25 protein-coding genes are annotated in these 23,815 nt (G+C 36.3%); 24 read left to right on the forward strand and 1 reads right to left on the reverse strand.

Features of this window, described 5'->3' with window-relative positions:
• Nucleotides 1-68: 68 nt before the first annotated feature.
• The 18 genes from NTHER_RS06715 to spoVM all read left to right on the forward strand — a co-directional run bounded on the left by NTHER_RS06715 (nucleotide 69) and on the right by spoVM (nucleotide 18,643).
• A complete protein-coding gene (locus NTHER_RS06715; RefSeq protein WP_012447784.1) occupies nucleotides 69-2,708 on the forward strand; it encodes a calcium-translocating P-type ATPase, PMCA-type in 2,640 nt (879 codons plus the stop codon).
• Nucleotides 2,709-2,796: 88 nt separating this feature from the next.
• Entirely contained in the window at nucleotides 2,797-3,663 is an 867-nt protein-coding gene (locus tag NTHER_RS06720; protein ID WP_041367545.1) for a YicC/YloC family endoribonuclease, read from the forward strand.
• A gap of 94 nt (nucleotides 3,664-3,757) precedes the next feature.
• Entirely contained in the window at nucleotides 3,758-4,027 is a 270-nt protein-coding gene (gene remA, locus NTHER_RS06725) for an extracellular matrix/biofilm regulator RemA (protein WP_012447786.1), read from the forward strand.
• An 18-nt stretch (nucleotides 4,028-4,045) separates the two neighbouring features.
• On the forward strand, nucleotides 4,046-4,660 hold the full coding sequence (gmk, locus tag NTHER_RS06730) for a guanylate kinase (protein ID WP_012447787.1): 615 nt from the start codon (nucleotides 4,046-4,048) through the stop codon (nucleotides 4,658-4,660).
• Nucleotides 4,653-4,844 (forward strand): DNA-directed RNA polymerase subunit omega, encoded by a 192-nt coding sequence (gene rpoZ / locus NTHER_RS06735; protein ID WP_012447788.1) that lies wholly within the window; start codon nucleotides 4,653-4,655, stop codon nucleotides 4,842-4,844. Before gmk ends, rpoZ begins: the two co-directional genes overlap by 8 nt.
• A gap of 29 nt (nucleotides 4,845-4,873) precedes the next feature.
• The gene (gene coaBC / locus NTHER_RS06740; protein ID WP_012447789.1) at nucleotides 4,874-6,103 is read left to right on the forward strand and encodes a bifunctional phosphopantothenoylcysteine decarboxylase/phosphopantothenate--cysteine ligase CoaBC; all 1,230 of its coding nucleotides are present in this window, start codon (nucleotides 4,874-4,876) and stop codon (nucleotides 6,101-6,103) included.
• Between the two features lie 149 nt (nucleotides 6,104-6,252).
• Nucleotides 6,253-8,502: a primosomal protein N' gene (gene priA, locus NTHER_RS06745; protein WP_012447790.1), complete on the forward strand. Its 2,250-nt coding sequence runs from the start codon at nucleotides 6,253-6,255 to the stop codon at nucleotides 8,500-8,502.
• A 58-nt stretch (nucleotides 8,503-8,560) separates the two neighbouring features.
• Nucleotides 8,561-9,031 (forward strand): peptide deformylase, encoded by a 471-nt coding sequence (gene def / locus NTHER_RS06750; RefSeq protein WP_012447791.1) that lies wholly within the window; start codon nucleotides 8,561-8,563, stop codon nucleotides 9,029-9,031.
• A gap of 17 nt (nucleotides 9,032-9,048) precedes the next feature.
• On the forward strand, nucleotides 9,049-9,990 hold the full coding sequence (gene fmt / locus NTHER_RS06755; protein ID WP_012447792.1) for a methionyl-tRNA formyltransferase: 942 nt from the start codon (nucleotides 9,049-9,051) through the stop codon (nucleotides 9,988-9,990).
• 15 nt (nucleotides 9,991-10,005) lie between these two features.
• Complete coding sequence (locus tag NTHER_RS06760) at nucleotides 10,006-10,815, forward strand: DUF116 domain-containing protein (RefSeq protein ID WP_012447793.1); 810 nt, start codon at nucleotides 10,006-10,008, stop codon at nucleotides 10,813-10,815.
• The gene (locus tag NTHER_RS06765) at nucleotides 10,779-11,468 is read left to right on the forward strand and encodes a zinc metallopeptidase (RefSeq protein WP_012447794.1); all 690 of its coding nucleotides are present in this window, start codon (nucleotides 10,779-10,781) and stop codon (nucleotides 11,466-11,468) included. Before NTHER_RS06760 ends, NTHER_RS06765 begins: the two co-directional genes overlap by 37 nt.
• 3 nt (nucleotides 11,469-11,471) lie before the next feature.
• Nucleotides 11,472-12,860 carry a 16S rRNA (cytosine(967)-C(5))-methyltransferase RsmB gene (rsmB, locus tag NTHER_RS06770; protein WP_012447795.1) on the forward strand — a complete coding sequence of 463 codons (1,389 nt, stop codon included), beginning with the start codon at nucleotides 11,472-11,474 and terminating at the stop codon, nucleotides 12,858-12,860.
• A gap of 116 nt (nucleotides 12,861-12,976) precedes the next feature.
• Complete coding sequence (rlmN, locus tag NTHER_RS06775; RefSeq protein WP_012447796.1) at nucleotides 12,977-14,032, forward strand: dual-specificity RNA methyltransferase RlmN; 1,056 nt, start codon at nucleotides 12,977-12,979, stop codon at nucleotides 14,030-14,032.
• A gap of 4 nt (nucleotides 14,033-14,036) precedes the next feature.
• Nucleotides 14,037-14,813, forward strand: coding sequence for a Stp1/IreP family PP2C-type Ser/Thr phosphatase (locus NTHER_RS06780; protein WP_012447797.1), 777 nt, complete (start codon nucleotides 14,037-14,039; stop codon nucleotides 14,811-14,813).
• A 5-nt stretch (nucleotides 14,814-14,818) separates the two neighbouring features.
• Nucleotides 14,819-16,807, forward strand: a complete 1,989-nt coding sequence (gene pknB / locus NTHER_RS06785; protein WP_012447798.1) for a Stk1 family PASTA domain-containing Ser/Thr kinase — start codon at nucleotides 14,819-14,821, stop codon at nucleotides 16,805-16,807.
• A gap of 15 nt (nucleotides 16,808-16,822) precedes the next feature.
• Nucleotides 16,823-17,689 (forward strand): ribosome small subunit-dependent GTPase A, encoded by an 867-nt coding sequence (gene rsgA / locus NTHER_RS06790; RefSeq protein WP_012447799.1) that lies wholly within the window; start codon nucleotides 16,823-16,825, stop codon nucleotides 17,687-17,689.
• 2 nt (nucleotides 17,690-17,691) lie between these two features.
• On the forward strand, nucleotides 17,692-18,363 hold the full coding sequence (rpe, locus tag NTHER_RS06795) for a ribulose-phosphate 3-epimerase (RefSeq protein ID WP_041366969.1): 672 nt from the start codon (nucleotides 17,692-17,694) through the stop codon (nucleotides 18,361-18,363).
• A 190-nt stretch (nucleotides 18,364-18,553) separates the two neighbouring features.
• The gene (gene spoVM / locus NTHER_RS15600) at nucleotides 18,554-18,643 is read left to right on the forward strand and encodes a stage V sporulation protein SpoVM (protein ID WP_083762732.1); all 90 of its coding nucleotides are present in this window, start codon (nucleotides 18,554-18,556) and stop codon (nucleotides 18,641-18,643) included.
• A gap of 41 nt (nucleotides 18,644-18,684) precedes the next feature.
• Here spoVM and rpmB read toward each other — a convergent pair whose 3' ends face one another.
• A complete protein-coding gene (gene rpmB, locus NTHER_RS06800) occupies nucleotides 18,685-18,876 on the reverse strand; it encodes a 50S ribosomal protein L28 (RefSeq protein WP_012447801.1) in 192 nt (63 codons plus the stop codon).
• 239 nt (nucleotides 18,877-19,115) lie between these two features.
• Here rpmB and NTHER_RS06805 point away from each other — a divergent pair, with 239 nt between their 5' ends.
• The 6 genes from NTHER_RS06805 to coaD all read left to right on the forward strand — a co-directional run bounded on the left by NTHER_RS06805 (nucleotide 19,116) and on the right by coaD (nucleotide 23,801).
• Complete coding sequence (locus NTHER_RS06805) at nucleotides 19,116-19,475, forward strand: Asp23/Gls24 family envelope stress response protein (protein ID WP_012447802.1); 360 nt, start codon at nucleotides 19,116-19,118, stop codon at nucleotides 19,473-19,475.
• A gap of 14 nt (nucleotides 19,476-19,489) precedes the next feature.
• Nucleotides 19,490-21,154, forward strand: coding sequence for a DAK2 domain-containing protein (locus NTHER_RS06810; protein ID WP_012447803.1), 1,665 nt, complete (start codon nucleotides 19,490-19,492; stop codon nucleotides 21,152-21,154).
• 16 nt (nucleotides 21,155-21,170) lie between these two features.
• Nucleotides 21,171-22,010, forward strand: coding sequence for a DegV family protein (locus tag NTHER_RS06815; protein ID WP_012447804.1), 840 nt, complete (start codon nucleotides 21,171-21,173; stop codon nucleotides 22,008-22,010).
• Between the two features lie 144 nt (nucleotides 22,011-22,154).
• On the forward strand, nucleotides 22,155-22,376 hold the full coding sequence (locus tag NTHER_RS06820) for an alpha/beta-type small acid-soluble spore protein (protein WP_012447805.1): 222 nt from the start codon (nucleotides 22,155-22,157) through the stop codon (nucleotides 22,374-22,376).
• A 373-nt stretch (nucleotides 22,377-22,749) separates the two neighbouring features.
• Nucleotides 22,750-23,310 (forward strand): 16S rRNA (guanine(966)-N(2))-methyltransferase RsmD, encoded by a 561-nt coding sequence (rsmD, locus tag NTHER_RS06825; RefSeq protein WP_012447806.1) that lies wholly within the window; start codon nucleotides 22,750-22,752, stop codon nucleotides 23,308-23,310.
• Between the two features lie 2 nt (nucleotides 23,311-23,312).
• Nucleotides 23,313-23,801, forward strand: a complete 489-nt coding sequence (gene coaD / locus NTHER_RS06830; RefSeq protein ID WP_012447807.1) for a pantetheine-phosphate adenylyltransferase — start codon at nucleotides 23,313-23,315, stop codon at nucleotides 23,799-23,801.
• The last annotated feature ends 14 nt before the right edge of the window (nucleotides 23,802-23,815 follow it).

A 23,815-nucleotide genomic window follows, 5' to 3' on the forward strand; every position in this document is an offset into this window, starting at 1 on the left:
AAAGTATTATTTTTAAATTTATGTAATAGGAATTAGGAGTAGCCGGTTTATTTGGAGGGGGAACATCTATGTCATTTTATTTTGTATCAACTAAAGATGTGGCGAAAGAGCTTAATACAAATATTGAGCAAGGATTAACTACCAATGAAGCTCACAAGCGACAAGGTCAATATGGTGACAATGTTTTACCCACTGATAAGGGTGTCAAATGGTGGGATGTTTTAATAGATCAATTTCGAGATTTTATGGTTCTGGTTTTACTGGTTGCTACTTTAATATCAGGTCTGTTAGGTGAGTATACAGATGCAGTAACTATTATAGCAATTGTGTTCTTGAATGCCATACTAGGTTTTTATCAGGAATATAAAGCAGAGCAGTCACTAGATGCTTTAAAACAATTGACTGCACCTAAATCGTGGGTTATCAGGGATAATCAATATCAAGAAGTTTATGCCCTGGATTTGGTTCCAGGAGATGTGGTTTTTATTGATACGGGTTCAAGAGTGCCAGCAGATTTACGTTTAATAGAAGAACAAGGCCTAGAGATAACAGAAGCTGAACTAACAGGAGAGTCGGTACCTGTTAAGAAACACACTGATACACTAAATTTTTATCCCGACTCAACCGGCGATATTTCTAATATGGCTTTTATGGGGACCATGGTATCTAAAGGAACTGCAAAAGGAGTGGTTACGGGTACCGGCCAAGATACGGAAATGGGACAGATAGCATATATGCTGTCGGAAAAAGACGACGCAGAAGAAACACCTTTACAAAAACGCCTGGCTTACTTAGGTAAGATTCTCGTCACAGTTTGCCTGGTAGTTTGTCTATTAGTTGCCATTCTTGGAATATTTAGAGGAGAACCTGTATATAAAATGTTCATGGCTGGTGTCAGTCTAGCCGTAGCAGCTATACCAGAAGGGCTGCCTGCTGTCGTTACTATAGCTTTAGCAGTAGGTGTTCAAAGAATGATGAAGCGGAAAGCTCTAGTCAGGAAATTACCTGCCGTTGAAACCCTGGGTTCTGCTACTGTTATTTGTGCAGATAAAACAGGTACATTGACTACTAACGAAATGAAAGTTGATGAAATATATGCTCCTGATGAGCCTGAGGCCCTGAAAATGTGTCATAAAATAGCTATTCTATGTAATCACTCGGTTTATGAAGAAGGACGTGGAATAGTAAGGGGAGAACCCACGGAAAAGGCTTTGATGGCAAAAGCTTTAGATGAAGGGTACTCTCCGGACCAACTCTTGACTTACTATTCCTTTTTGGATGAATTACAATTTGATTCTGATAGAAAACGGATGAGTGTGTTTTATCAGATAGATGGTAAAGGTTGGGAGTCCCAAGAAAGTATATTATTAGTAACTAAAGGTGCTCCTGAAATGATTTTGCCTAGATGTACTCAAATTCATGGAGACAAAGCTCCTCAGAAGCTAACTGAATCCAAGTCCCAAGAAATTTTCAAGGAAAATGAAAACATGGCCAATAATGCTTTACGAAACATTGCCATGGGTTATAAATATATCACAAGGGAGCAATACGAACGCTATAAACACAATTTGGCAGATCTGGAGTCCCAATTAACTTTTGTAGGTATAATAGGTTTATTGGATCCCCCTAGAGAAAAAGTGAAATATTCAATTACTAGATGTTTGAGAGCTGGAGTTAAAACTAAGATGATTACAGGTGATCATAAAGCCACAGCTGTTGCCATTGCAAAGAAAATCAATCTTCTTAACGAGGAAAATGGTAAAGTCATGGAAGGGAAAGAGCTAGACAATATTAGTGATGACAAATTAGCTCAGATTATTGACAGAATAAAAGTTTTTGCCCGGGTGTCTCCAAAACATAAGTTGAGAATAGTAACGGCATTAAAAAGGCAAGGTAATATAGTAGCCATGACAGGAGACGGGATTAATGATGCGCCTGCTATTAAATCGGCTGATATTGGAATTTCTATGGGTGTCACGGGAACTGATGTAACTAAAGGAGCTGCTGAGCTAATCCTGGCAGATGATAACTTTGCCACTATAGAATCAGCTATTGAGGAAGGTCGGGGGATTTACGACAATATAAAGAAATTTATTAAGTTCTTATTAGCATGTAATTTTGGTGAAATATTGACAATGTTCTTTGCCATGTTGATTGGTTTGCCATTACCTTTGAAACCAATTCAAATCTTATGGGTTAATTTAGTGACAGACGGCTTCCCTGCCATAGCCCTAGGGGTAGCTCCAAAAGAAGATGATCTCATGCAGAGAAAACCAAAATCACCTCAGGAAAGTATTTTTTCCGGTGGTTTATTTGAATCTATAGTTGGGCGTGGATTCTTGATTAGCCTAGTAAGTGTATTTGCTTTTATGCGTGGTTTGGAGTTTACACCTCACTCAATTGATTTTGCCAGAACTATGGCTTTCAGTACTCTAGTTGTTAGTCAGTTGCTATTTGTTTTTGAATGTCAAAATTTAAAGGGAGGCTTTACTTTATCTAAAATATTTAAGACCCCTCAAGTGATGGGAGCTGTCTTACTATCCTTCGCCCTGTTTTGTGCAGTGATCTATTTAGAACCTCTGGCTACTATATTTGATACCTATCGTTTGAGTTGGGAACACTGGTCGGTAATTTTTGTTCTGTCATTAATCCCTACGATTATTAGCTACTTACTAAAACAGATACCTAGAATTTTGACAATTAAATAGTGATTAAATATAATCAAATCGGCTAGAATTAATTAAATAGAGTTATATAACAGTTGTATCACACAAGGGGGCTCCAAAATTGTACAGCATGACAGGATTTGGTAGTGGTGATATCTCAGCTCCTGAAATGGAGGGAAAAGTTGACGTTAAAACCCTTAATCACAAATACTTGGATATTAATGTGAAAGGGCCTAAGGAACTGTTTTCTTTAGAGGATAAAATTAGACAAGAAATTTCTCGGAAAGTGGCCAGAGGTAGAGTTGAAGTTAGGTTTAAAATCCATTTTACAGATCAACAAAACATTGAAGCCAAGTTTAATAAATCTCTGGCAGAAAGTTACTGGCAAGGATTGCAAGAGCTTAAAAAATTAACGGGAGAGGCTGAACAGCCGCTACTTCCAGTTTTGGCAAAAATGCCTGAAGTTTTTTCTCTAGAGCAATCCGATATAGACGAAGAGAGTGCCTGGGAGGCTATATATCATGGCATTTTAGAAGCATTAGATGAAGTAGTGGAAATGAAAGAGCGAGAAGGTAAGAAATTAAAAACTGATATCATTGATCAGAGCAAGCATTTACAAGAGATTGTTTCAGAAATAGATAATAGAAAGTCTTATTCTGAAAACAAAGGATATGAAAGATTGACTCAACGCCTAAGCGAACTTTTAAGCGAACACGACATTGATGAAAATCGTATTATTCAAGAAGCAGCAATTTATTCGGATAAAGCTAATATAGATGAAGAGCTGGTTCGCATGCATAGTCACCTCAATCAAATAGAACAGTTTGTAGAGGAAGAAGGTGCTATAGGGAAAAAACTTGATTTCCTAGTTCAAGAAATGATTAGAGAAATTAATACTATTGCTTCAAAATCCAATGATGAAATTATTTCAAAGTTAGTAATCGAAGCCAAGAGTATTATAGAAAAAATTAGAGAACAGGTGCAGAATGTAGAATGATTGAGAATATTAAAGACAACTTGCATTATTCCTATATTTTAAGCTATACTAGAGGTATGCATGATATGGGAAGACTAAAAAAGGAGGAGATGACGTGTCAATTAAACTTGTAAACATAGGATTCGGAAACATAGTATCCGCAAACAGGATTGTGGCTATAGTGAGTCCTGAGTCAGCTCCAATTAAGAGGATTGTAACAGAAGGTAGAGATCGGGGAATGTTAATCGATGCCACATATGGTAGGCGAACTAGAGCAGTTGTGATCACCGATAGTGATCATGTTATTTTATCAGCTGTTCAACCGGAAACAGTTAAACAAAGACTACACACTGATTCCTCAGAGGACGATGAAGAAATAAATTAAATATAGGTGGGACAAACTATGAAAAAAGAAGGTTTACTAGTAGTTCTTTCTGGTCCATCAGGAGTAGGAAAAGGTACTATTTGTGATCATTTACTTGATAAATACTCGGATTTGGAATATTCTATCTCTATGACTACCAGATCTCCAAGAGCTGGAGAAATCCATGGAGAAGATTATTACTTTGTTTCGAAAAGTGAATTTCAAGAAATGATCGCTGATGATGAATTTTTAGAGTGGGCAGAAGTATTTGGTAATTATTACGGGACACCAAGAAAATTTGTCAACTCTAAACTTAGAGAAGGTAAAAGTGTTGTCTTAGAAATTGATATTCAAGGAGCATTACAGGTAAAGCAACGATGTCCAAATGGTGTATTTATTTTCTTATTACCACCATCCTTGGATGAATTACACAAGCGTATCCGAAAGCGGGGAACTGAACAAGATAAGGATATGCAGACGCGATTAACGGCAGCAAAAAATGAAATTAAAACTGTACATCAATACGACTATGCAGTTGTTAATAATAATATAGGTGACACTGCTGACTTGATTTATTCAGTTATCAAAGCTGAAAAATGCAGTGTTAGCAGGGTTGGACAAAAACTCGTTAAAGAGGTGATAGATAATGAATGAACCTGCAGTTGATAACTTAGTAGAACAGGTGGAGAGTAAGTACTCTCTGGTTATTGCTGTTGCCAAGCGAGCAAGGGAGATAGTGGATGGCTCTCCTTCTTTAGTTGAGAACAAATCACCAAAAAGTGTTACTGTAGCCCTAAAAGAAATTGATGCGAATAAGCTAAATTATCATAAAAAGTAGAGCTGAACAAGGAAAGAGGGGCGAGTATAGTGTCTGACCAAAGACAAGGTAATATTTTAGTTGCAGTTACAGGTGGGATTGCAGCTTATAAAAGCGTGGAAATTTGCAGCCGCTTGAGAAAAGCCGGTTTTAATGTAAAGGTTATGATGACTGAATCTGCAAAAGAATTCGTTACACCCCTTACTTTTGAAACAGTAACCCAAAATCCCGTGGCTTCTGATATGTTTTCTAGAGAAGCAAATTGGGACGTAGAACACATTAGTTGGGCCCAGTGGTGTGATTTAGTGTTAATCTGTCCTGCAACCGCAAATATTATTGGCAAGTTAGTTTCTGGAGTGTGTGATGATTTTGTTTCCACTACTTTAATAGCTAGCAAAGCCCACTGTATGATTGCTCCAGCAATGAATACGGGTATGTATCAGCATCCCGCTGTTCAAGATAATTTGTCTAAGTTGGAACAATACGGATACCAGATTATTGATCCGGATTCTGGTAAATTAGCTTGTGGTGATGAAGGAAAAGGCCGTCTAGCTCCTGTAGAACAAATAGTTGATCAGGTGGCTAATTTTTTTGATAAAGAAGCAGCTGATCCAAGTCCAGGACAAATGTTAAGAGGATATACTGTTATGGTGACTGCGGGTGCCACGATGGAAAAACTAGACCCGGTCCGATACTTAACTAATCCAAGTTCCGGGAAAATGGGTTACTCAATTGCCCAAGCTGCAGTAAATGACGGCGCTCATGTAATACTAATTTCTGCTTCCACTAGTTTAACACCACCAGAAGGGGTCGAATTGATCTCAGTTACATCAGCAAGGGATATGTATGAACAGGTTATGGCGAATTTGGATAGATCAGATGTGATTATAAAAACTGCAGCAGTCAGTGATTATCGCCCCCAGGAAACTTACCACAATAAATTAAAGAAAGAAAATCAGCAGGATGATCAATATCAGTTGACTCTAGTCCGTAATCCTGACATATTAAAGGAAGTTGGCGAAAAAAAAGGTGATAAGCTTGTCATTGGCTTTGCTGCAGAAACTGACAATATTTACGAGCATGCGAGAGCTAAATTAACTAAAAAGAACTTGGATATGATAGTTGTAAATGATATCAGTTCCGATAAAGCAGGTTTTGGAAAAGATATAAATACTGTAACTCTGTTTTTTGAGGATGGCTCCTGTAAAGAATTAGATACCATGTCAAAGTTAGAATTAGCCGAGCATCTTCTAGCTGAAATTGAGAACTTATTAAATTGACCGACCTGGGATAGGTCGGTCAATTTAATAGCTAGGTTGTATTAAAGTTGAATGTGGATAGTTGAATATTGATAACTGTAAATATTACAGTATCAACAACTAAATATAACAGCACCAATGTTAAAAACTGGGGGAGGTTTTAAGGGTTTATGAAATACTGTCATGTAACAATTCTAGATATCGTATCCGATGAATTGGACAGGCAATTCACATATAAAATAACACCACATTTGGAATCTAGGGTCACTCGGGGTTCTTTAGTTAAAGTTCCTTTTGGTAAGAGAAATGTTAATGCAGTTGTCAATGAAGTGACTGGAACTACTTCTTTATCCAAAGATAAGATAAAAAACGTGAATCAAGTCCTATCAGATCAACCTCTCCCGGAAGATATCATGGAACTTGCCCAGTGGATGAGCAGCTATTATTTATGTTCGCTGTCTAAAGCTTACAATATTATGGTTCCCCAGGGGTTAAAATCAGGAGTGAATCGCATTTATAAAAAATACGTGTCTATAGCAGATATAACTGAAGCTAGAAAATTACTAGACAGTGCTAAGGCACCTAAACAAAGGAAAGTTCTTGAACGCTTACTTAGTAATTCACCCTTAGCTCTTGATCAGTTACTAGATGAGTTAAAAATCACAAAATCCCCGGTAGAATCTCTTTATGGGAAGGGAATAATTAATATCCAAAGTAGTCGATCCTATAGGGAACCCATTGATTTCAAACAAATCGAAGAGTATAAACCTAAAGAACCTACACAGGCCCAAAAAACTGTGCTAAAATTAATCAAGAATCAGGGTAGAGGTAGTTGTGATAACACTTCTCCTAAGAAGCCGAAGCCTTTTTTACTATTTGGGGTAACCGGGAGTGGTAAAACTGAAATTTATCTTCAATTGATTGAATCGTATTTACAGCAAGGACTGCAGACGATAGTATTGATACCCGAAATCTCCCTAACTCCCCAAACAATTGAACGGTTTGTTGGAAGATTTGGAAACCAAGTGGCTGTTACACACAGTAAATTGAGTCATGGGGAAAGATTAGATCAATGGGAGAAAATGTTGTGGGGTAAAGCTAATATAGTTGTGGGGCCTCGATCTGCTGTATTTGCACCTTTTTCAAATCTCGGGTTAATTATTATCGATGAAGAGCAAGAAGGCTCCTACAAACAAGAAGAATTGCCCCGGTACCATGCTAGGGAGGTAGCTGAACGAAGATGTCAGTTTAAAGATGGTCAATTGTTACTTGGAACAGCTACTCCATCTTTAGAAAGTATACACCGAGTCAAGTCAGATGATTACAATTTGGCAGAATTACCTGAGAGAGTAGGAGATGTTGAACTTCCCGATATATCTGTGATTGACATGAAAGAAGAATTTCAGAAGGGCAATAAGTCGGTATTCAGTAGAGAATTAATATTAAAGCTAAAAGAAGTTACAGATAAAGGCGAACAGACGATTTTATTTTTAAATAGAAGAGGGTATTCTACATTTCTACTCTGTAGAGAATGTGGCTATACTGTAACCTGTCCGAGATGTGAAGTTACTCTGACATACCATAAATCAATTAATCAATTGTTGTGTCATTATTGTGATTACACAGAACCCCTATCAAAATTTTGTCCGGATTGTAATAGCGATAAAATCAAAGAATTTGGTACAGGAACTCAAAAAATAGAAAGAGAACTAAAAAAATATTTACCTGATTTAAAAACTATTAGAATGGATGTGGATACAACTCGGAAAAAGAACTCCCATCAAGAATTATTGGGAAAGTTCAAAAATAAACAGGCAAATGTGCTAATTGGCACTCAAATGATAGCTAAGGGTCTTGATTTCCCTGACGTTTCTCTTGTTGGTATAATTACAGCAGACACGGCTCTTAATTTGCCAGATTTTCGAGCTGGTGAAAAAACATTTCAATTATTAACTCAAGTAGCTGGAAGGGCAGGACGCAGAGACAATAATCAGCGAGGGCAAGTAGTAATACAAACTTATAATCCAGATCATTACAGCATTGAAGCAGTTAAAAATGAAAATGTGCGTAAATTTACCGGGGAAGAACTTGCTTTACGTAAAAAATTAGGTTATCCTCCATTTAAGAGAATGATCAGGATTATGTTAAGGTCTCCTTATGAACAGGCTGTATCCCATCAGGTAGAGGAACTATCACAAAAATTGCAGGATATGGGCTATGAAGTGTTAGGTCCTACCCCTTGTCCCATACCTAAAATCAAGGATGAATTTAGATGGCATCTAATGTTAAGGCTTGATCTAAATAATCAAGAAATAATAGATGAACAACTTCGAGATTACTTGCTTACAACAAAAAATAATTTATCTCAACAGGGAAAAATAAGAATGGCAATTGATGTAGATCCTTTAAACTTACTATAATATAGGCTGTAAAAAAAGCTTTACAGAGTAGTTTGCATCTTTGGAGGTGGCAATAATATTGGCGATTAAAAAAATTAGAACTAATGATGATCCTGTACTTAAACGGAAGGCCAAAAAAGTTACAAATATAGATGATAGATTGGAAAGACTGTTAACAAACATGCTTGATACCATGTATGAAGCTGAAGGAATTGGCCTAGCAGCACCACAAATAGGAATATCAAAAAGAGTGATTGTTGTTGATATAGGTGAAGATGAAATTTATCAGTTAATAAACCCAGAAATAGTTGATACTTCCGATGAGCAAGAAAAAGCCTTGGAAGGTTGTTTGAGTTATCCTGGATTACAGGGGCGGGTCACTAGACCTGTTAAAGTTACAGTGAAAGCTCTGAATCCCCAGGAAGAAGAAATGATTATAGAAGCAGAGGGATTATTGGCCCGGGCTTTACAGCACGAAATAGATCATTTGGATGGTATTACTTTTATTGACAGGGCAGAAGAAGTGTTTAGGGAAGAGGAATCTCATTAAATTGAGGTGGTATATTTATGCGAACTATATTCATGGGTACACCAGACTTTTCAGTTCCTTTTATTGAGGCAATTGCTCGAAGCACCCACAATTTGAACTTAGTTGTAACACAACCAGATAGAAGAAAAGGTCGGGGGAAGGAATTGCAACCACCTCCGGCTAAAAGAAAAGCTGAGGAGCTTGGAATAGATGTATTTCAACCCGAAAGCATTCACAATAATTATGCTTATCAGATTTTATCCGATATTGAACCCCATTTAATAGTCACCGCAGCTTATGGACAAATCTTACCCAGAAAAATATTGGATTTACCTCGGATAAAAGCTATTAATGTCCATGCCTCACTGTTACCGGAATACAGGGGAGCAGCACCTATTCATCGAGCTGTTATGGACGGCAAGGAGCAAACCGGGGTGACTATTATGGAAATGTGCGATAAAATGGACGCAGGGGATATACTAAATTATGAATCGGTAGATATTGGAAAAACAGACACCACAGGAGATGTATATAAACAAATCATAACAGTTGGCCCCCAACTGCTAATAGAAACTATGGACTTACTGGAAAAAAATCAAGTAACTCCTTTAAAACAAGATGAAAATCAAGTTTCTTATGCACCTAAATTAAAAAAAGAAGATGAATACCTGGATTTTTCTAAATATACCAATACAGAAGTGTTTAATAGAGTTAGGGGGTTGAACCCCTGGCCTGGAGCCTTTACTAAGTTTGAAGGCAAACGCCTAAAAATATGGGAGACGAAAGTTCACAATAGTAGTTCATTTAATTCAAACTCTAAACCAGGTGAAATTATTGAGATAAACCAACAAGGACCTGTGGTTAAATGTTGTCAAGGTTCTGTCATATTAACAAAAATTCAACCATCCGGAAAAAAAGCAATGACTGGTGAACAGTTTATTCGGGGCTATGATATAAAATCAGGGATACAACTGGAATAAGGAAGTGATAAAATTATGGAAGCGAGGAAAAGATTATTTCTCGGTTTAGTTAGTTTAACTATTGTTTTAAGTGGTTTGTTGTTGCTGTATTTAGGTCAGCTGTTATTTTCCGGTGGAGACAGTATATTAGCTGAAATCATGGTATTTATAACTACGATTGTAATAATTGGCCTGATGGCGATGTTTACCCTTGGATTAATTGGTATAATTTTAACCATAATAAATGCTAAAAATTATCCATTTTTGGACAAATGGATCTCATTAACATTAAACTTGTTTTATCCCATAGTTATGTTCTTAGGTAGACTATTCAAAATAACAAAGGATCGCATTCAACAATCCTTTGTAGAGGTCAATAATCAGCTGGTTAAAGTTAAAATCAAAGATTTAAAGGGAAAAATATCCAGTAATAAAATATTGATCTTATTACCTCATTGTCTGCAAGATTCTCAGTGTCCTCATAGAATTAATTTGGAAATTAATAATTGTCGAAGATGTGGTAAATGTCCCATTGATGGCTTGTTAAACTTATCTGAGGATTATGGTGTTCCAGTTAGAATAGCAACAGGAGGGACATTAGCGAGAAAAGTAGTTAAAGAAATCCGTCCCAAGGCAATTATTGCTGTGGCTTGTGAAAGGGATTTAACTAGTGGTATCCTGGATACTAATCCTCTACCAGTTTTAGGTATTGTCAATCAGCGTCCCCAAGGTCCGTGTTTTGACACTCAAGTGGATTTAAGTGAAGTGGAGAATGCTATTATTTATTTAACTAAAGGAGGCGATGAACCATGTTCTTTTTCGATACAGGGCTCATTCTATTCGTAATACCAGCGTTTATATTTGTAATGTATGCCCAAAATAAAGTGAAAGGAACCTATCAAAAATATGTGAGGGTTCCCAGTAAGAGAGGGTTTACTGGTGCTCAGGTTGCCAGGGCTCTTTTGGATAAGTCGGGCTTATCTGATGTTCGAGTTGAGAAAAGTAAAGGAGAGCTAAGTGACCATTACGATCCCAGGAAAAAAGCAGTGCGACTATCTCCAAATGTTCATGACGGCACCTCTATAGCATCTTTGGGGATAGCAGCCCATGAAACTGGTCATGCTATTCAGCACGCAGATGGATATTTTGCACTGTCTTTAAGAAATATGGTCTTTCCAGCTGCCAGTTTTGGTTCTAAACTAGGTGTACCCTTGTTCTTTATTGGATTTATATTTGCTGAGGGTATGGGAACCACCTTTATGGATTTAGGAATTGCGCTGTTTTTCTTTGCCGTGTTATTTCAAATAATTACTCTCCCTGTGGAGTTTAATGCCAGTACTAGAGCTGTTGCAGCCCTAGAAGGCGGCGGTTATTTGACTTCAGATGAAGTTAAACCTACTAAACAAGTTTTAAATGCTGCGGCGATGACATATGTTGCTGCTACTGCTATGGCACTAGCTCAATTACTCCGTTTAATAATGTTACGAGGAAGGCGTTAATTTATGAAGATTAAATCTTCTAGAGAACTGGCCTTTGTTGCGTATACGAGAATAATTCAGGACCAGGCCTATAGCAATCTTGTGTTAAATCAACTTTTAGGAAAAACTGATCTTTTGGCTCAAGACAAGGCCTTGGCTTCTAGAATTACTTATGGGACTTTACAGTGGCAGGGTTTAATAGATTATTATCTTAAAACCCTGTCACATCGTCCTTTAAGTAAATTATCAAACAAGGCCTTATTTTTATTAAGAATGGGTGCCTATCAAATACTGTTTTTAGATAGAGTACCACCAAGTGCTTCTGTTAATGAAACTGTCAAGGTTGCTCATAGAAGAACACACAAAGGGATTGCCAATTTTGTCAATGGAATTCTAAGAAACTTAATTAGAAAGAAAGATCAAATATTATTACCGTCAAGGGATCAAGATTTACTGAACTATTTATCTGTAAAGTATTCACACCCTTATTGGATGGTAAAGTTATGGTACGATAAGTATGGGCTTGATAAAACTATTTCAATCATGGACCAAAATAATTCTACACCAGAAGAAGCTATTCGGGTCAATAAACTTTTGACTAGTCTTGAAAACTTAAAAAATGAATTAGAAATGACTGGGATTCAGAGTAGACTTTCTTCAAAGATTGATGATGCTTTACTTGTAGATAATTTGGGTGATTTGAATAATAATACATTATTTAATTGTGGTTATTTTCAAGTCCAGGATATAAACTCCATGGTAGTTTCGCATCTTTGTGACCCACAACAAGGTGATAATATTATTGATCTTTGTAGTGCTCCAGGTAGTAAAACCACTCATTTAGTACAGTTGATTGACGGTCAGGGGTCGATATTGGCAGTAGATATCCATGAACATCGGCTGAAGTTGGTTAAAGAAGCATGCCGACGATTACAAGTCAATAATGTTAATGTCAAACAGGCTGATGGTACTAAATTAATTTCTAGGGATCAACAAGAAAACAATAAACAGCTCAAGGGACAATTTGACCTGTGCCTAATAGATGCTCCATGCTCAGGTTTAGGGACCTTGAGAAAACGCCCCGAACTTAAATGGACAATTAGCGAACAGGACCTTAATAGTCTATCAACTCTACAAGGTAAGCTATTAAAAGCAGGTAGTCAGCTGGTCAAACCGGGTGGAACTTTAGTCTACAGTACTTGTACTATTAACCCACAAGAAAATGAAGACCAAATCAATGATTTCCTAAAAAATCATCCTGATTTTGTAATGGAATCTCCACGAGCTATCTTAAAGGAAGACACTTTACAGGGAGGTATGATTTTATCTAACAATTCTTTACAGTACTTTCCTGAATTAAACTTAGGGGATGGCTTCTACGGGGCCAGAATGAAAAAAACTCAGTGTGAATAATAGATAAAGGGTAGTAATCTAATTCCATTACAACTCCCTGCACTGTTAGTTGCTATGTGTCCTTTACTCTGATATACTTTGGCATGAATAAGTAATGAAGATGGGGATGATGCAATATGATTAATCACAAGCAATCTTTAAAAGATCTTACCTTGAATGAATTGCAGGAATATTTTAGTCGTAAAGGGTGGCAACAATTTCGGGCGAAACAAATCTTTGACTGGATGTATATTCAACAAGTTGACTCCATTGAAGTGATGTCTAATATCCCTAAGAAACTGCGCCAAGAATTGATGGAAAACTGCACCATTAATGATTTAGAGTTAGATAGTAATAATATATATACATCACCAACAGATGGAACAATTAAATTTTTAAGTGTTCTCAAAGACGGTATAGGTGTAGAAACTACTATCATGAAATATGATTATGGTAATACTGTCTGTATTTCTTCTCAAGCGGGATGCAATATGAATTGTGTGTTTTGCGCATCGACTACTGGGGGTAAAGAAAGGGATTTGAGCCCAGGAGAAATGATTGATCAAGTACTTATGGCAAATAAAGTGCTCCCGGGTTCGGAATCGATAAATAATATTGTTGTTATGGGAAGTGGAGAACCTTTAGAAAATTATCAACATCTTATCAAGTTTTTAAAAATAGTCAATGACGGTAAAGGTTTAAATATTGGTATGAGGCATATTACTGTATCTACTTGTGGTTTAGTACCTGAAATCTATAATCTTGCTGAAGAAGAGTTGCAGTTAAACTTGGCAATTTCACTCCATGCTCCCAATGACGAATTGAGAAATAAACTGATTCCTTTAAATAAAATATATCCAATTCACGAACTGCTAGAAGCCTGTCAAGTGTATTTTCAAAAAACTGGGAGACGGATAACTTTTGAATACGTACTGATTAAGGACTTCAATGATTCAATTGATTTGGCAAAAGAACTTTCCGAAACTTTAACAGCATTGAAGATGCCCGTACATGTTAATCTGATACCCTTTAACCCAGTTGAAGAAACTAAATTTACGGCACCTCCGAGTTCCAGAATCTCGGATTTTAAAAATAATTTACAGTCGAATAATATTGGCGTTACTGTACGCAAAGAGCGCGGGGTCGATGTTGACGGCGCTTGCGGGCAGTTAAGATCAAAGGTAATGAGGTGAAAAAATGCAGTTTTTCGGGATGAGTGATGTAGGGTGCTTACGTGAAAAAAACGAGGATAATTTTATTCAAGGCATCAAAACAGGAGACTTAGTAATAACAGGGGTTGCAGATGGCATGGGAGGACATCACGGAGGCGATGTTGCTAGTGAAATTGCAGTTTCTTCTGTCAGAAAGCATTTTCATGAACAACTTGAATCCGAATACGACAATCATCAGAAATCTCAAGAAATTCTACCTAAGATAGTAAAAGAATCTGTTGAAAAGGCTAATCAAGAAATTCTTGATTATAAATATCAAAAAAATGAATTCCTGTATATGGGTACTACTATGACAGTAGGTGCTTTCACAAGAGAAACCGGGACTATTGCACATGTAGGAGACTCTAGAGCCTATATAATAAATGATGCTGTACAAATTATGCAGTTAACAGAAGACCATTCTTATGTTAACCAATTATTTCAGCAGGGTAAAATTTCTAGTGAAAAGGTCGCTAATCATCCTCAAAAAAATATACTAACTCGAGCTTTAGGTACAGGTCCTGAAATAAATGTAGATATACAAACTTTAGCTTTTCCCCCTAATAGTTTGGTTATGTTCTGTACAGATGGTTTAACTGACCAAATTCAGGATGACGAGATCTATCAAATGGTGGTTCAATCGAAGAATATTGAATCGGCGTGTAAAAGGCTTGTACAAGAAGCTAAAGAACGAGGAGGTCACGATAATATTACCGTTACCATGATTACCAACAGTGAACTTGCAGGTATTTTCAAGAGGTGAAGCCGATGATTGGAGAACTGTTAATTAATCGATATCAAATAGTAATGCATGTTGGTACGGGAGGAATGGCATCGGTTTATAAAGCTAAGGATCAAATTTTAAACCGTTATGTTGCTATAAAAGTATTACTACCTCAATTTGCCCACGATGAGGAGTTCATAAAAAAGTTTCGCAGAGAAGCTCAAGCTGCTGCAAGCTTATCCCATTTTAACGTTGTGAGTATTTACGATGTAGGACAAGATGGGGATAGACATTTCATTGTAATGGAATATATTGAGGGGAAAAGTCTGAAGGAAGTTATTATAGAAAAAGCTCCGTTACCCGTAAACAAAGCGGTTGACATTGTCTGTCAAATTTCTGATGCTTTGATTCACGCCCATGCCAACAATGTGGTTCATAGAGATATAAAACCTCATAATATTTTAATTACAACAGAGGGTAAGGCTAAGGTAACTGATTTTGGTATAGCAAGAGCAGTATCCGAAGCTACACAAACCTATACTAGTTCTGTCATGGGCTCCGCCCACTACTTTTCGCCGGAACAAGCCAAAGGAAGTTATACTAGCGAACGTTCTGACATTTATTCGGTAGGTGTAGTTTTGTATGAAATGCTAACTGGTAATGTTCCTTTCAATGGCGGTAGTCCTGTATCTGTAGCCTTAAAGCATATTCAAGAAATGCCTGAAAAACCTACAAATTATAATCCTGATATACCTCAAGAGCTTGAACGTGTGATAATGCGTGCTCTAGAAAAAGATCAAGCTTTTAGATATCAAAATGTGAAAGATTTGATGGATGACTTGAGAAACTTTGTCGACAATCCCACCTACTCGTCATACTTTAATTCAGATTTTCAAGATGACTACTGCCTTCAAGACAAGTATTTTAAGGCAAATAACCATAGAGAAGGGGTATCACCTGAAGATTTTCCCACTCAGGAGATACCTGTAGTTGGGCAAGAACAAAGTTCGTCTACTTCTTCAGATCAAGGAACCGATAAGGTGGAGGGAAACAATGTGAACAAGAAAAAGCGTACTAAAAAATCCAGACCTAAAATTTCGATAAAGAAATTACTGCTGGCAATTTTGATACTTGGTGTGATTATTGGAGGAGTATCCTGGGGAGTTAATCGAATAATGGCTTTTTTAGTAGTTCCCCAAGTAACTGTACCTAATGTACAGGAAATGTCTTTAGATGAAGCCCAAGAAACTTTGCAAGAAGAAGGGCTTGATAGTGCAGTAACTGAAAGGGAACCTCATCCAGAAATTGAGGCAACTTATGTTATTCGGCAAGACCCTGAAGCTGACAGCACAGTTCGGCAAAATAGAACAATAGGTTTGATTATTAGTGAAGGTCCGGAATTACTGCAAGTACCGGACGTTGAAGGAATGAGCCAACGTGAAGCTGTAATAAAACTAGAACAAGGTGGATTTGAAGTTCAGGTAGAGGAAAAATATGACGAAGTAGAAGCTAATAAGGTGATATCTCAAGACCCAAGTGAAGATACAGAATTAGAGGAAGGTGAGCAGGTCTATATAACTGTTAGTTTAGGGGAAGAACCTTTTGTTTTACCAGACTTTGTCGGGGAAGATTTCGAAGAAATAGAAGAAGAAATTGATGATTTAGATTTAGAACTGAGAAACACTTATGAAGAAGAAGACCCCACATTACCTTCAGAAGTCATTACTAGACAATGGCCTGATTCCGGGGAAGAAGTGCAACCTGGGGACAATGTAGATCTTTGGGTTAATAAAGCAGAAGAACAGGACGAAGATGTAGAACGACATACTATACAGCTTGAGAATTTACCCACTGATGAGGAAATTAAAATCGTTGTTGATGATGAATTAGGAGCTCATGTAGTCTTTGAAGGAGTTCCTGAAGAAGATTCAATGGAAATTGAGGGAACAGAACAAGGAATAGTTGAAATATCTACCCAAGATGAACAAGGTGAATTCACACAGATTTACGATATCATAATTTTCCCCGAGTAAGGTGGGTGATAATAAATGCAGGGTAGAGTAGTCAAAATTATAAATGATTTCTATTATGTACAAGGCAATGAAAAGAACGCAACAATAGAATGTAAATTAAAAGGCAATTTAATTAAAGATAATAACTTTCCCTTAGTAGGAGACGTAGTTTTAGTGGAACTTACAGGGGAAGGGCAGGGTATGATATCAGATTTATCATCCCGAGAGAACCGGCTTGTAAAACCTGCAGTTGCCAATGTGGATCAGGTGATTGTAGTCACATCTGTCAAAAACCCTAAACCGAATCTCCAATTAGTTGACCGTCTATTGGTTTGGGCTTATTTTGAAGGATTACAGGGAATGGTCTGTATTAACAAAAGAGAACTAGACTATCAAAAAGCACAGGAATTGGCTGAAATATATAAAACTTCAGAGATAAATACAACCTTAATCAGTGTCAAGGAAAACGATCTGGATCATCTCCCAAAATTCTTTGAAAATAAAACTTCCGTTCTAGCTGGTCAATCTGGCGTAGGTAAATCCAGTATTTTAAACACCTTGAATCCGGACTTAAACTTGGAGGTAAATCCCGTAAGCAGAAAAGCTGGTACGGGCAAACATACCACCCGTCATTGTCAACTTTTAAAAGCCGGTGGAGGATTTTTAGTTGATACACCAGGATTTAACAAAAAAAAGTTGCCAGAAATAGTGCCAGAACAGCTAGAACTTGCATTTCCAGAAATAAAAAAGCATTCTTCAGATTGCAAATTTAATGACTGCTCTCATAGAAAGGAACCTGATTGTCAAGTTAAGAAATTGGTCGGCACTGATATACCTACTACGAGATACGAACACTTTGTCAAATTTTTTGAAGAATTGGTAGACATGGAAAGGAGTTTTTGATGATGACATTAGTGGCACCATCAATATTATCAGCTGATTTATTGAAGTTAGAAGAGCAGATCAAGGCTGTTGAAGCTGCTGGGGCAGATATGATTCACGTCGATGTAATGGATGGACGATTCGTTCCCAATATAACCATGGGACCCAAAATTGTTGAAGCCCTCAAGAGAATAACCTCTATTCCTTGTGATGTACATTTGATGATTGAAGAACCGGAAAAGTATATCGACAAATTCGCTCAAGCAGGTGCCGATATATTGACTATTCATCAGGAAGCTTCATTGCATTTGGACAGAAATATAGAAGCAATTACTGCACATGATATTAAAGCTGGAGTTTCTTTAAACCCTGCTACACCTTTAGAGCAAATAAAGTGGGTATTACCAAAACTGGATCAGGTTTTATTGATGAGTGTTAATCCTGGGTTTGGTGGACAAAAATATATACCATATGTATCAGGCAAAATAAGCGATTTGGATAAAATTCGAAAGGCGGGTAAATATAGCTTTATGATTCAAGTTGATGGAGGAATAAATCACAGTAATGCCAAACAGGTGCTGGACTCTGGTGCAGATATACTGGTAGCAGGCTCTGCTATATTTTCATCCAAACTGGGGTTAGAACAAGCTATTAAATTGTTAAAATACCCTTCCCCAGATCCAACTTCTATTTAGATTTTCTCTAAAATTTGTACATGCCGATTTTTCGAAAAGAGTTCATAGTTAAACATAGATTAGTGAATTATGCATAAAATATAATAAACAAAATAGAAGAAAGTAACATTCTGTCGGTTTCAATAATAGAATAATACCAACCCAAATTTGGTGTTGAAATAATTAATTATTATTTGGGGGAGGGATTTGAATGAAATTTTATACAATCAAATTACCTGGGTTTTTAGCTAAATTATTGAGAGGTTTTTTAGGTAAAGGGAATAAGGGACAGGAGTCGTAAAATAAAATAAATAAAAAAGCGCTTTTACAGCGCTTTTTTACTTAAAATGCTCTTTCTATTTTCCCGGCTTTAATACACTGGGTGCACACTTTAACTTTTTTAGGTCTGCCATCGACCATGGCTTTTAATTTTTGGATATTCCCCTTCCATTTTCTTTTTGTTTTCTTATTGGAATGGGATACACTTGCACCGGAGTTATTTCCTTTACCGCAAATTTCACATAAATTAGCCATTTTTATACCCCCTTTATTTTGATATTGGATGAGTTGTTCTACCTGTTTATTTTCTAACTAAGTAATTATAATAATACCAACTAAACTATGTGTATTTTAGCATAAGATACATTAACTGACAAGAAAAGAAGGAATTATCGAAAAGCATATTGAATTATAGACTTGGATAAAGCTAGGGTTAAGTACTATAATATCCTTATAAAAAGGAGGTGAATCCTGGCGTATAAGCCAGGTTTAATATGAAAGGAAATATCTTTGAAACGCAATATGGCCAAATTTCGTTATCCGAACAAGTAATTGCCACTATAGCAGGGATTTCAGCTATTGAATGTTACGGATTAGTAGGGATGGCTTCTCGCAGGTTAAAAGACGGTATAAATGAAATTCTAAGAAAAGAAGATTTAAGCAAAGGTGTTGAGATTAAAGTTTCAGAAGACAAGCTGGTCATTGAACTATATATCATCGTCAGTTATGGTACTAAAATATCCGTAGTAGCCCATAATGTTATGGAAAAAGTAAAATACACTGTGGAATATTATACTGGACTGGAAGTTGAGGAAGTAAATATCAATGTACAGGGTGTAAGGGTTCAGGAGTAAAGGGGGTACAAATATTGAGTAAAGAAACCATTGACGGATTAATGTTAAAACAAATGATAGCTGGTGGAGCAGTTTCATTAAATAAAGCAAAAGAAGAAATTAATTCTCTCAATGTTTTTCCCGTACCTGACGGTGATACGGGTACTAACATGAATTTAACAGTAAAATCGGCTAAGGAAGAGGCTGAAAAAGTTACTACTAATCATGCTGGTGAAGTGGCCAAGGCTATCTCAAAAGGAGCATTAATGGGAGCACGAGGTAATTCAGGTGTTATTTTAAGCCAGCTATTTAGAGGCTTTGCTAAAGAGTTAGAACAGTATGCTGAAATAGATGTGAAAACCTTTATCAAAGCCATGAATTCTGGTGTAAACACAGCTTACAAAGCTGTTATGAAGCCAGTTGAAGGTACTATTTTAACTGTTGCTAAAGATGCTGCTAAAGGAGGACAAAAATATGTCCGCAACAAGTCAGAAACTAATTTTAATGAACTATTAAATTATGTAATTCAAAGTACTGATGAAGGTGTTCAAAGAACACCACAACAATTAAAGGTTCTAAAAGAAGCTGGTGTAGTAGATGCTGGAGGTAAAGGATTATACTATATTTACTATGGATTTTTAATGGGACTTTCTGGCGAGGATTTTTCCTCTTTGAAGGTAGATATACCTATCGCCGAAAGTCAGATTCCTGAAGGTCATCACGAAGAAGATGCTGATTTGGTTTACAAATTTTGTACGGAATTTATTCTTTCTGGTGTAAATCAGCCAGAAGAAACTGAGAAGACTCTCAAACAGGAATTGATGGCCTATGGTGATTCTTTACTGGTAGTAGGTGAAACTGATATAGTTAAAGTCCATGTACATACTAATCGACCGGGAAAAGTCCTGGAAGATTCAATGAAATTTGGAGAACTAACAGACATCAAAATAGATAATATGAAAAAACAACACGATACAGAAATAATTAAAAATGAAGAACCAGGGGATAGTAAGGAAGACGAGTTTAATGAAGAACAAATAGATAAGGTGGGAGTTATAACGGTTGTTAATGGAGCTGGTTTTGATGAGATCTTTCAAAGTTTAGGTGCTTCTCATGTAGTTACAGGCGGACAAACTATGAACCCTAGCACTGAAGATTTAATTAACGCAATTAATCAAATACCTGAGTCCAGTGTTATTTTATTACCGAATAATAAGAACATTATTATGGCTTGTGAGCAGGCTAAGGAAATATCAGACAAACAGGTAGAAGTTATCCCTACAAAAACGATCCCTCAAGGTATAAGCTCTATGATGGCCTTTGACCCAGAAGCCGACGATATGAAAGAAATGGCTGAGGATATGGGAGACGCTTCTCAAGAAGTTATTACTGGAGAAATAACTTACGCCGTTAGAGATACTAAGATTGATGATATGGATATTAAAAAGGATGAAATAATAGCTATAGTAGATGGGAAAATCACTAATCACGGAACTGAATCTGAACAAGTGTTATTAGATGCTTTAAATGATTTAGTTTCGGAAGACCACGAAATTATAACCATTTATTATGGTGAAAATACTAATAAATCTAAAGTTGATAATTTAATTTCAGATCTAGAAGGTATTTTCACCGACTGTGAAATTGAAAGCCATTACGGAGGTCAACCGTTATATTACTATACATTTTCTGTGGAGTAATTAAGGAGGCTAGACTATGACGATTCATATAGTAACTGATAGTACATGTGATTTACCTAAAGAAATAATAGAAAAATATAGTATCAATGTAGTACCCTTAAACGTTCATTTTGCGGAAAATACCTATAAAGACAAGATTGACTTATTTCCTGATGAATTCTACCAAAAATTAGTGAATTCACAGGAACATCCCGAAACTTCTCAACCTTCTCCAGGAGATTTTGTAAACTGTTATCAAGAAATTGCAGGGGAGAAGGATCAAATATTATCAATACATTTGTCCTCAGAGCTTAGTGGCACATTTCAATCAGCTAATATTGCTAAGGAAATGCTACCTGATTTAGATATTACGGTGATTGATTCTAAATTGGCATCCCTGGCTATGGGATTATTAGTCAAAAAGGCTGCAGAAGCAAGAGAGCAAGGAGCTTCTATGGAAGAAATTGTCGACAAAATTGATGTTTTGAAAGAAAAAATTACCTTGTATTTTTTTGTGGATACTTTGGAATATTTAAAACGAGGAGGCAGAATTGGTAAGGCTCAAGCCCTGGTAGGCTCTCTTTTAGATATCAAACCGATATTAACCATTAATAATGAGGGAATCATTGAACCCATTGATAAAGTGAGAACAAAAAAGAAAGCAATAAACAAGGTAATTGATCTATTAAAAGAAGCAAAGGGAGACGTGAATGTAACGGCGGGAATTCTTTATAGTGGTAATGAACAAGAAAATCTAGATATGATTAAAACTAAAATTAGCGAAGAATTTAATTGTGAAGACATGGTGATTTCACCCTTCGGACCTGTTATTGGAGTCCATGTTGGTCCAGGGGCCTTTGGAGTATGTATGATTTAACAAATAAAATTTAATAATTCATCATAAATCCGAACACAAGGGTGTTTATTGCCCTTGTGTTTTTTAGTTAGGAAAACACTTCTAGTATTAAGTCTTGCTAAGGGAGAAATAATACAAATAGACAATAAAGAAGGAGGTGACAATATGGGTACAGGTCAAAAAAGAAACAAAGCTCTTGTAGAAGGTGCCGAGAGAGGCCTTTACCAATTCAAATATGAAGTAGCTAGCGAACTAGGAATTCAGCCTCCTCAAAGTGACTATTGGGGTAATCTTACCTCAAGAGACTGTGGTGCAGTAGGAGGCAACATGACTAGAAAGATGGTTGAAGCTTATGAAAACCAGTTGAGCCAAACAGGAGGTCAATAACAGAATATCTTCACACATATAAGTTAACAGGGCCGGGTAGACTTAGATCTACCCGGTTTTATTTATATTCTCTAATAAATTTATTATAACCCAACGAAAAGGTTAAAAATGAAAAATGTAACATAAAAAAGAAAATTTTTTCCCTTTTATTAATAAACCAGGGTCTTATAGACCCTGGTTTACGGGAGAGGAGAAACCGGAGGAAGAGTTTGGGGTTAACCCTTCTATGAATATTATTACCATTTAAGTAAAGAGTATACACTATTAAAAAATTTTGTAGCCAACATTACGAAACTTAATTGAAATTTCTTTTTTTTGTTGGTAGAATATAGATGTTCTAAATCATTTATAATACAAGTGGTGAATATATAATATGAGGATAATAGCTGGATCAAAAAAGGGGCTAAAACTACATAGCTTAAAAAGTAATAAAATCAGACCAACTTCGGATAAGGTTAAAGAATCAATATTTAACATGCTACAAGATATCACGGATACCCATGTTCTTGATATGTTTTGCGGTAGTGGTAATTTAGGTTTAGAGTCACTTAGCCGTGGGGCTAGGGATGTTACATTCATTGACAATAATATTTCTGCTATCAAATTGGTGCGAAATAATGTGAAATTATGTGAATTTTCATCACAAGTCGAAATTATTAAAGACGATATTTTTAAATGGTTGTCAAAGGGAGTGCAAGCAAAAAATACAGCTTTTGACTTAGTTTTTGCAGATCCGCCGTACAGACAAGGTTATACTGATAAATTGTTGAGTTCTGAAGAGTTAGCTGCCATAATATCCCATGGTGGTTTATTAATTTTAGAACATGAGCAAGGGAAATTAATTGAAACTGAGCTAAAACTATGGAAACAAGTAAAGGAAAAAAATTATGGTGATACTACAATTACAATCCTAACACCGTTAAGGAGTGAATAGTTATGAAAACGGTAATTTATCCCGGAAGTTTTGATCCACCAACAAATGGCCATTTGGATATTATTCAAAGAGCTGCTCGGGTTTTTGATAAAGTTATAGTTGCTGTGTTAAATAATCCAGAGAAAAACCCTATGTTTACAGTGGCAGAACGTCGAAAAATGTTGGAAATGATCACTAAGGAATATGCCAATGTAGAAATTGATGATTTTAATGGGTTACTAGTTGATTATGTTAGAGAAAAACAAGTTAGCATAGTTATTAAAGGTCTTCGAGCTATATCGGATTTTGAAAATGAAATGCAAATGGCTCTGACGAATAGAAAATTAGCACCTGATATTGAAACTATTTTCATGATGACTAATCATAAATGTTCATTTTTAAGTTCCAGTGTAGTAAAAGAAGTAGTAGCTTTTGATGGATGTATTGAGGGATTAGTACCAGAACAAATTCAAGACTACATTATTGAAAAAAGGAACTCTCAAAGGAAATGATATCATATATCCGT

The organism is Natranaerobius thermophilus JW/NM-WN-LF, from assembly GCF_000020005.1.
GTDB classification, from domain to species: Bacteria; Bacillota; Natranaerobiia; order Natranaerobiales; family Natranaerobiaceae; genus Natranaerobius; species Natranaerobius thermophilus.

Excerpts from the sequence above, each read along its gene's own strand:
- NTHER_RS06715 (WP_012447784.1), top strand. The coding sequence starts at position 69 with ATGTCATTTTATTTTGTATCAACTAAAGATGTGGCGAAAGAGCTTAAT.
- NTHER_RS06720 (WP_041367545.1), top strand. The coding sequence starts at position 2,797 with ATGACAGGATTTGGTAGTGGTGATATCTCAGCTCCTGAAATGGAGGGA.
- gmk (WP_012447787.1), top strand. The coding sequence starts at position 4,046 with ATGAAAAAAGAAGGTTTACTAGTAGTTCTTTCTGGTCCATCAGGAGTA.
- rpoZ (WP_012447788.1), top strand. The coding sequence starts at position 4,653 with ATGAATGAACCTGCAGTTGATAACTTAGTAGAACAGGTGGAGAGTAAG.
- priA (WP_012447790.1), top strand. The coding sequence starts at position 6,253 with ATGAAATACTGTCATGTAACAATTCTAGATATCGTATCCGATGAATTG.
- fmt (WP_012447792.1), top strand. The coding sequence starts at position 9,049 with ATGCGAACTATATTCATGGGTACACCAGACTTTTCAGTTCCTTTTATT.
- NTHER_RS06760 (WP_012447793.1), top strand. The coding sequence starts at position 10,006 with ATGGAAGCGAGGAAAAGATTATTTCTCGGTTTAGTTAGTTTAACTATT.
- NTHER_RS06765 (WP_012447794.1), top strand. The coding sequence starts at position 10,779 with ATGTTCTTTTTCGATACAGGGCTCATTCTATTCGTAATACCAGCGTTT.
- rsmB (WP_012447795.1), top strand. The coding sequence starts at position 11,472 with ATGAAGATTAAATCTTCTAGAGAACTGGCCTTTGTTGCGTATACGAGA.
- rlmN (WP_012447796.1), top strand. The coding sequence starts at position 12,977 with ATGATTAATCACAAGCAATCTTTAAAAGATCTTACCTTGAATGAATTG.
- NTHER_RS06780 (WP_012447797.1), top strand. The coding sequence starts at position 14,037 with ATGCAGTTTTTCGGGATGAGTGATGTAGGGTGCTTACGTGAAAAAAAC.
- pknB (WP_012447798.1), top strand. The coding sequence starts at position 14,819 with ATGATTGGAGAACTGTTAATTAATCGATATCAAATAGTAATGCATGTT.
- rsgA (WP_012447799.1), top strand. The coding sequence starts at position 16,823 with ATGCAGGGTAGAGTAGTCAAAATTATAAATGATTTCTATTATGTACAA.
- rpe (WP_041366969.1), top strand. The coding sequence starts at position 17,692 with ATGACATTAGTGGCACCATCAATATTATCAGCTGATTTATTGAAGTTA.
- spoVM (WP_083762732.1), top strand. The coding sequence starts at position 18,554 with ATGAAATTTTATACAATCAAATTACCTGGGTTTTTAGCTAAATTATTG.
- rpmB (WP_012447801.1), bottom strand. The coding sequence starts at position 18,876 with ATGGCTAATTTATGTGAAATTTGCGGTAAAGGAAATAACTCCGGTGCA.
- NTHER_RS06805 (WP_012447802.1), top strand. The coding sequence starts at position 19,116 with ATGAAAGGAAATATCTTTGAAACGCAATATGGCCAAATTTCGTTATCC.
- NTHER_RS06815 (WP_012447804.1), top strand. The coding sequence starts at position 21,171 with ATGACGATTCATATAGTAACTGATAGTACATGTGATTTACCTAAAGAA.
- NTHER_RS06820 (WP_012447805.1), top strand. The coding sequence starts at position 22,155 with ATGGGTACAGGTCAAAAAAGAAACAAAGCTCTTGTAGAAGGTGCCGAG.
- rsmD (WP_012447806.1), top strand. The coding sequence starts at position 22,750 with ATGAGGATAATAGCTGGATCAAAAAAGGGGCTAAAACTACATAGCTTA.
- coaD (WP_012447807.1), top strand. The coding sequence starts at position 23,313 with ATGAAAACGGTAATTTATCCCGGAAGTTTTGATCCACCAACAAATGGC.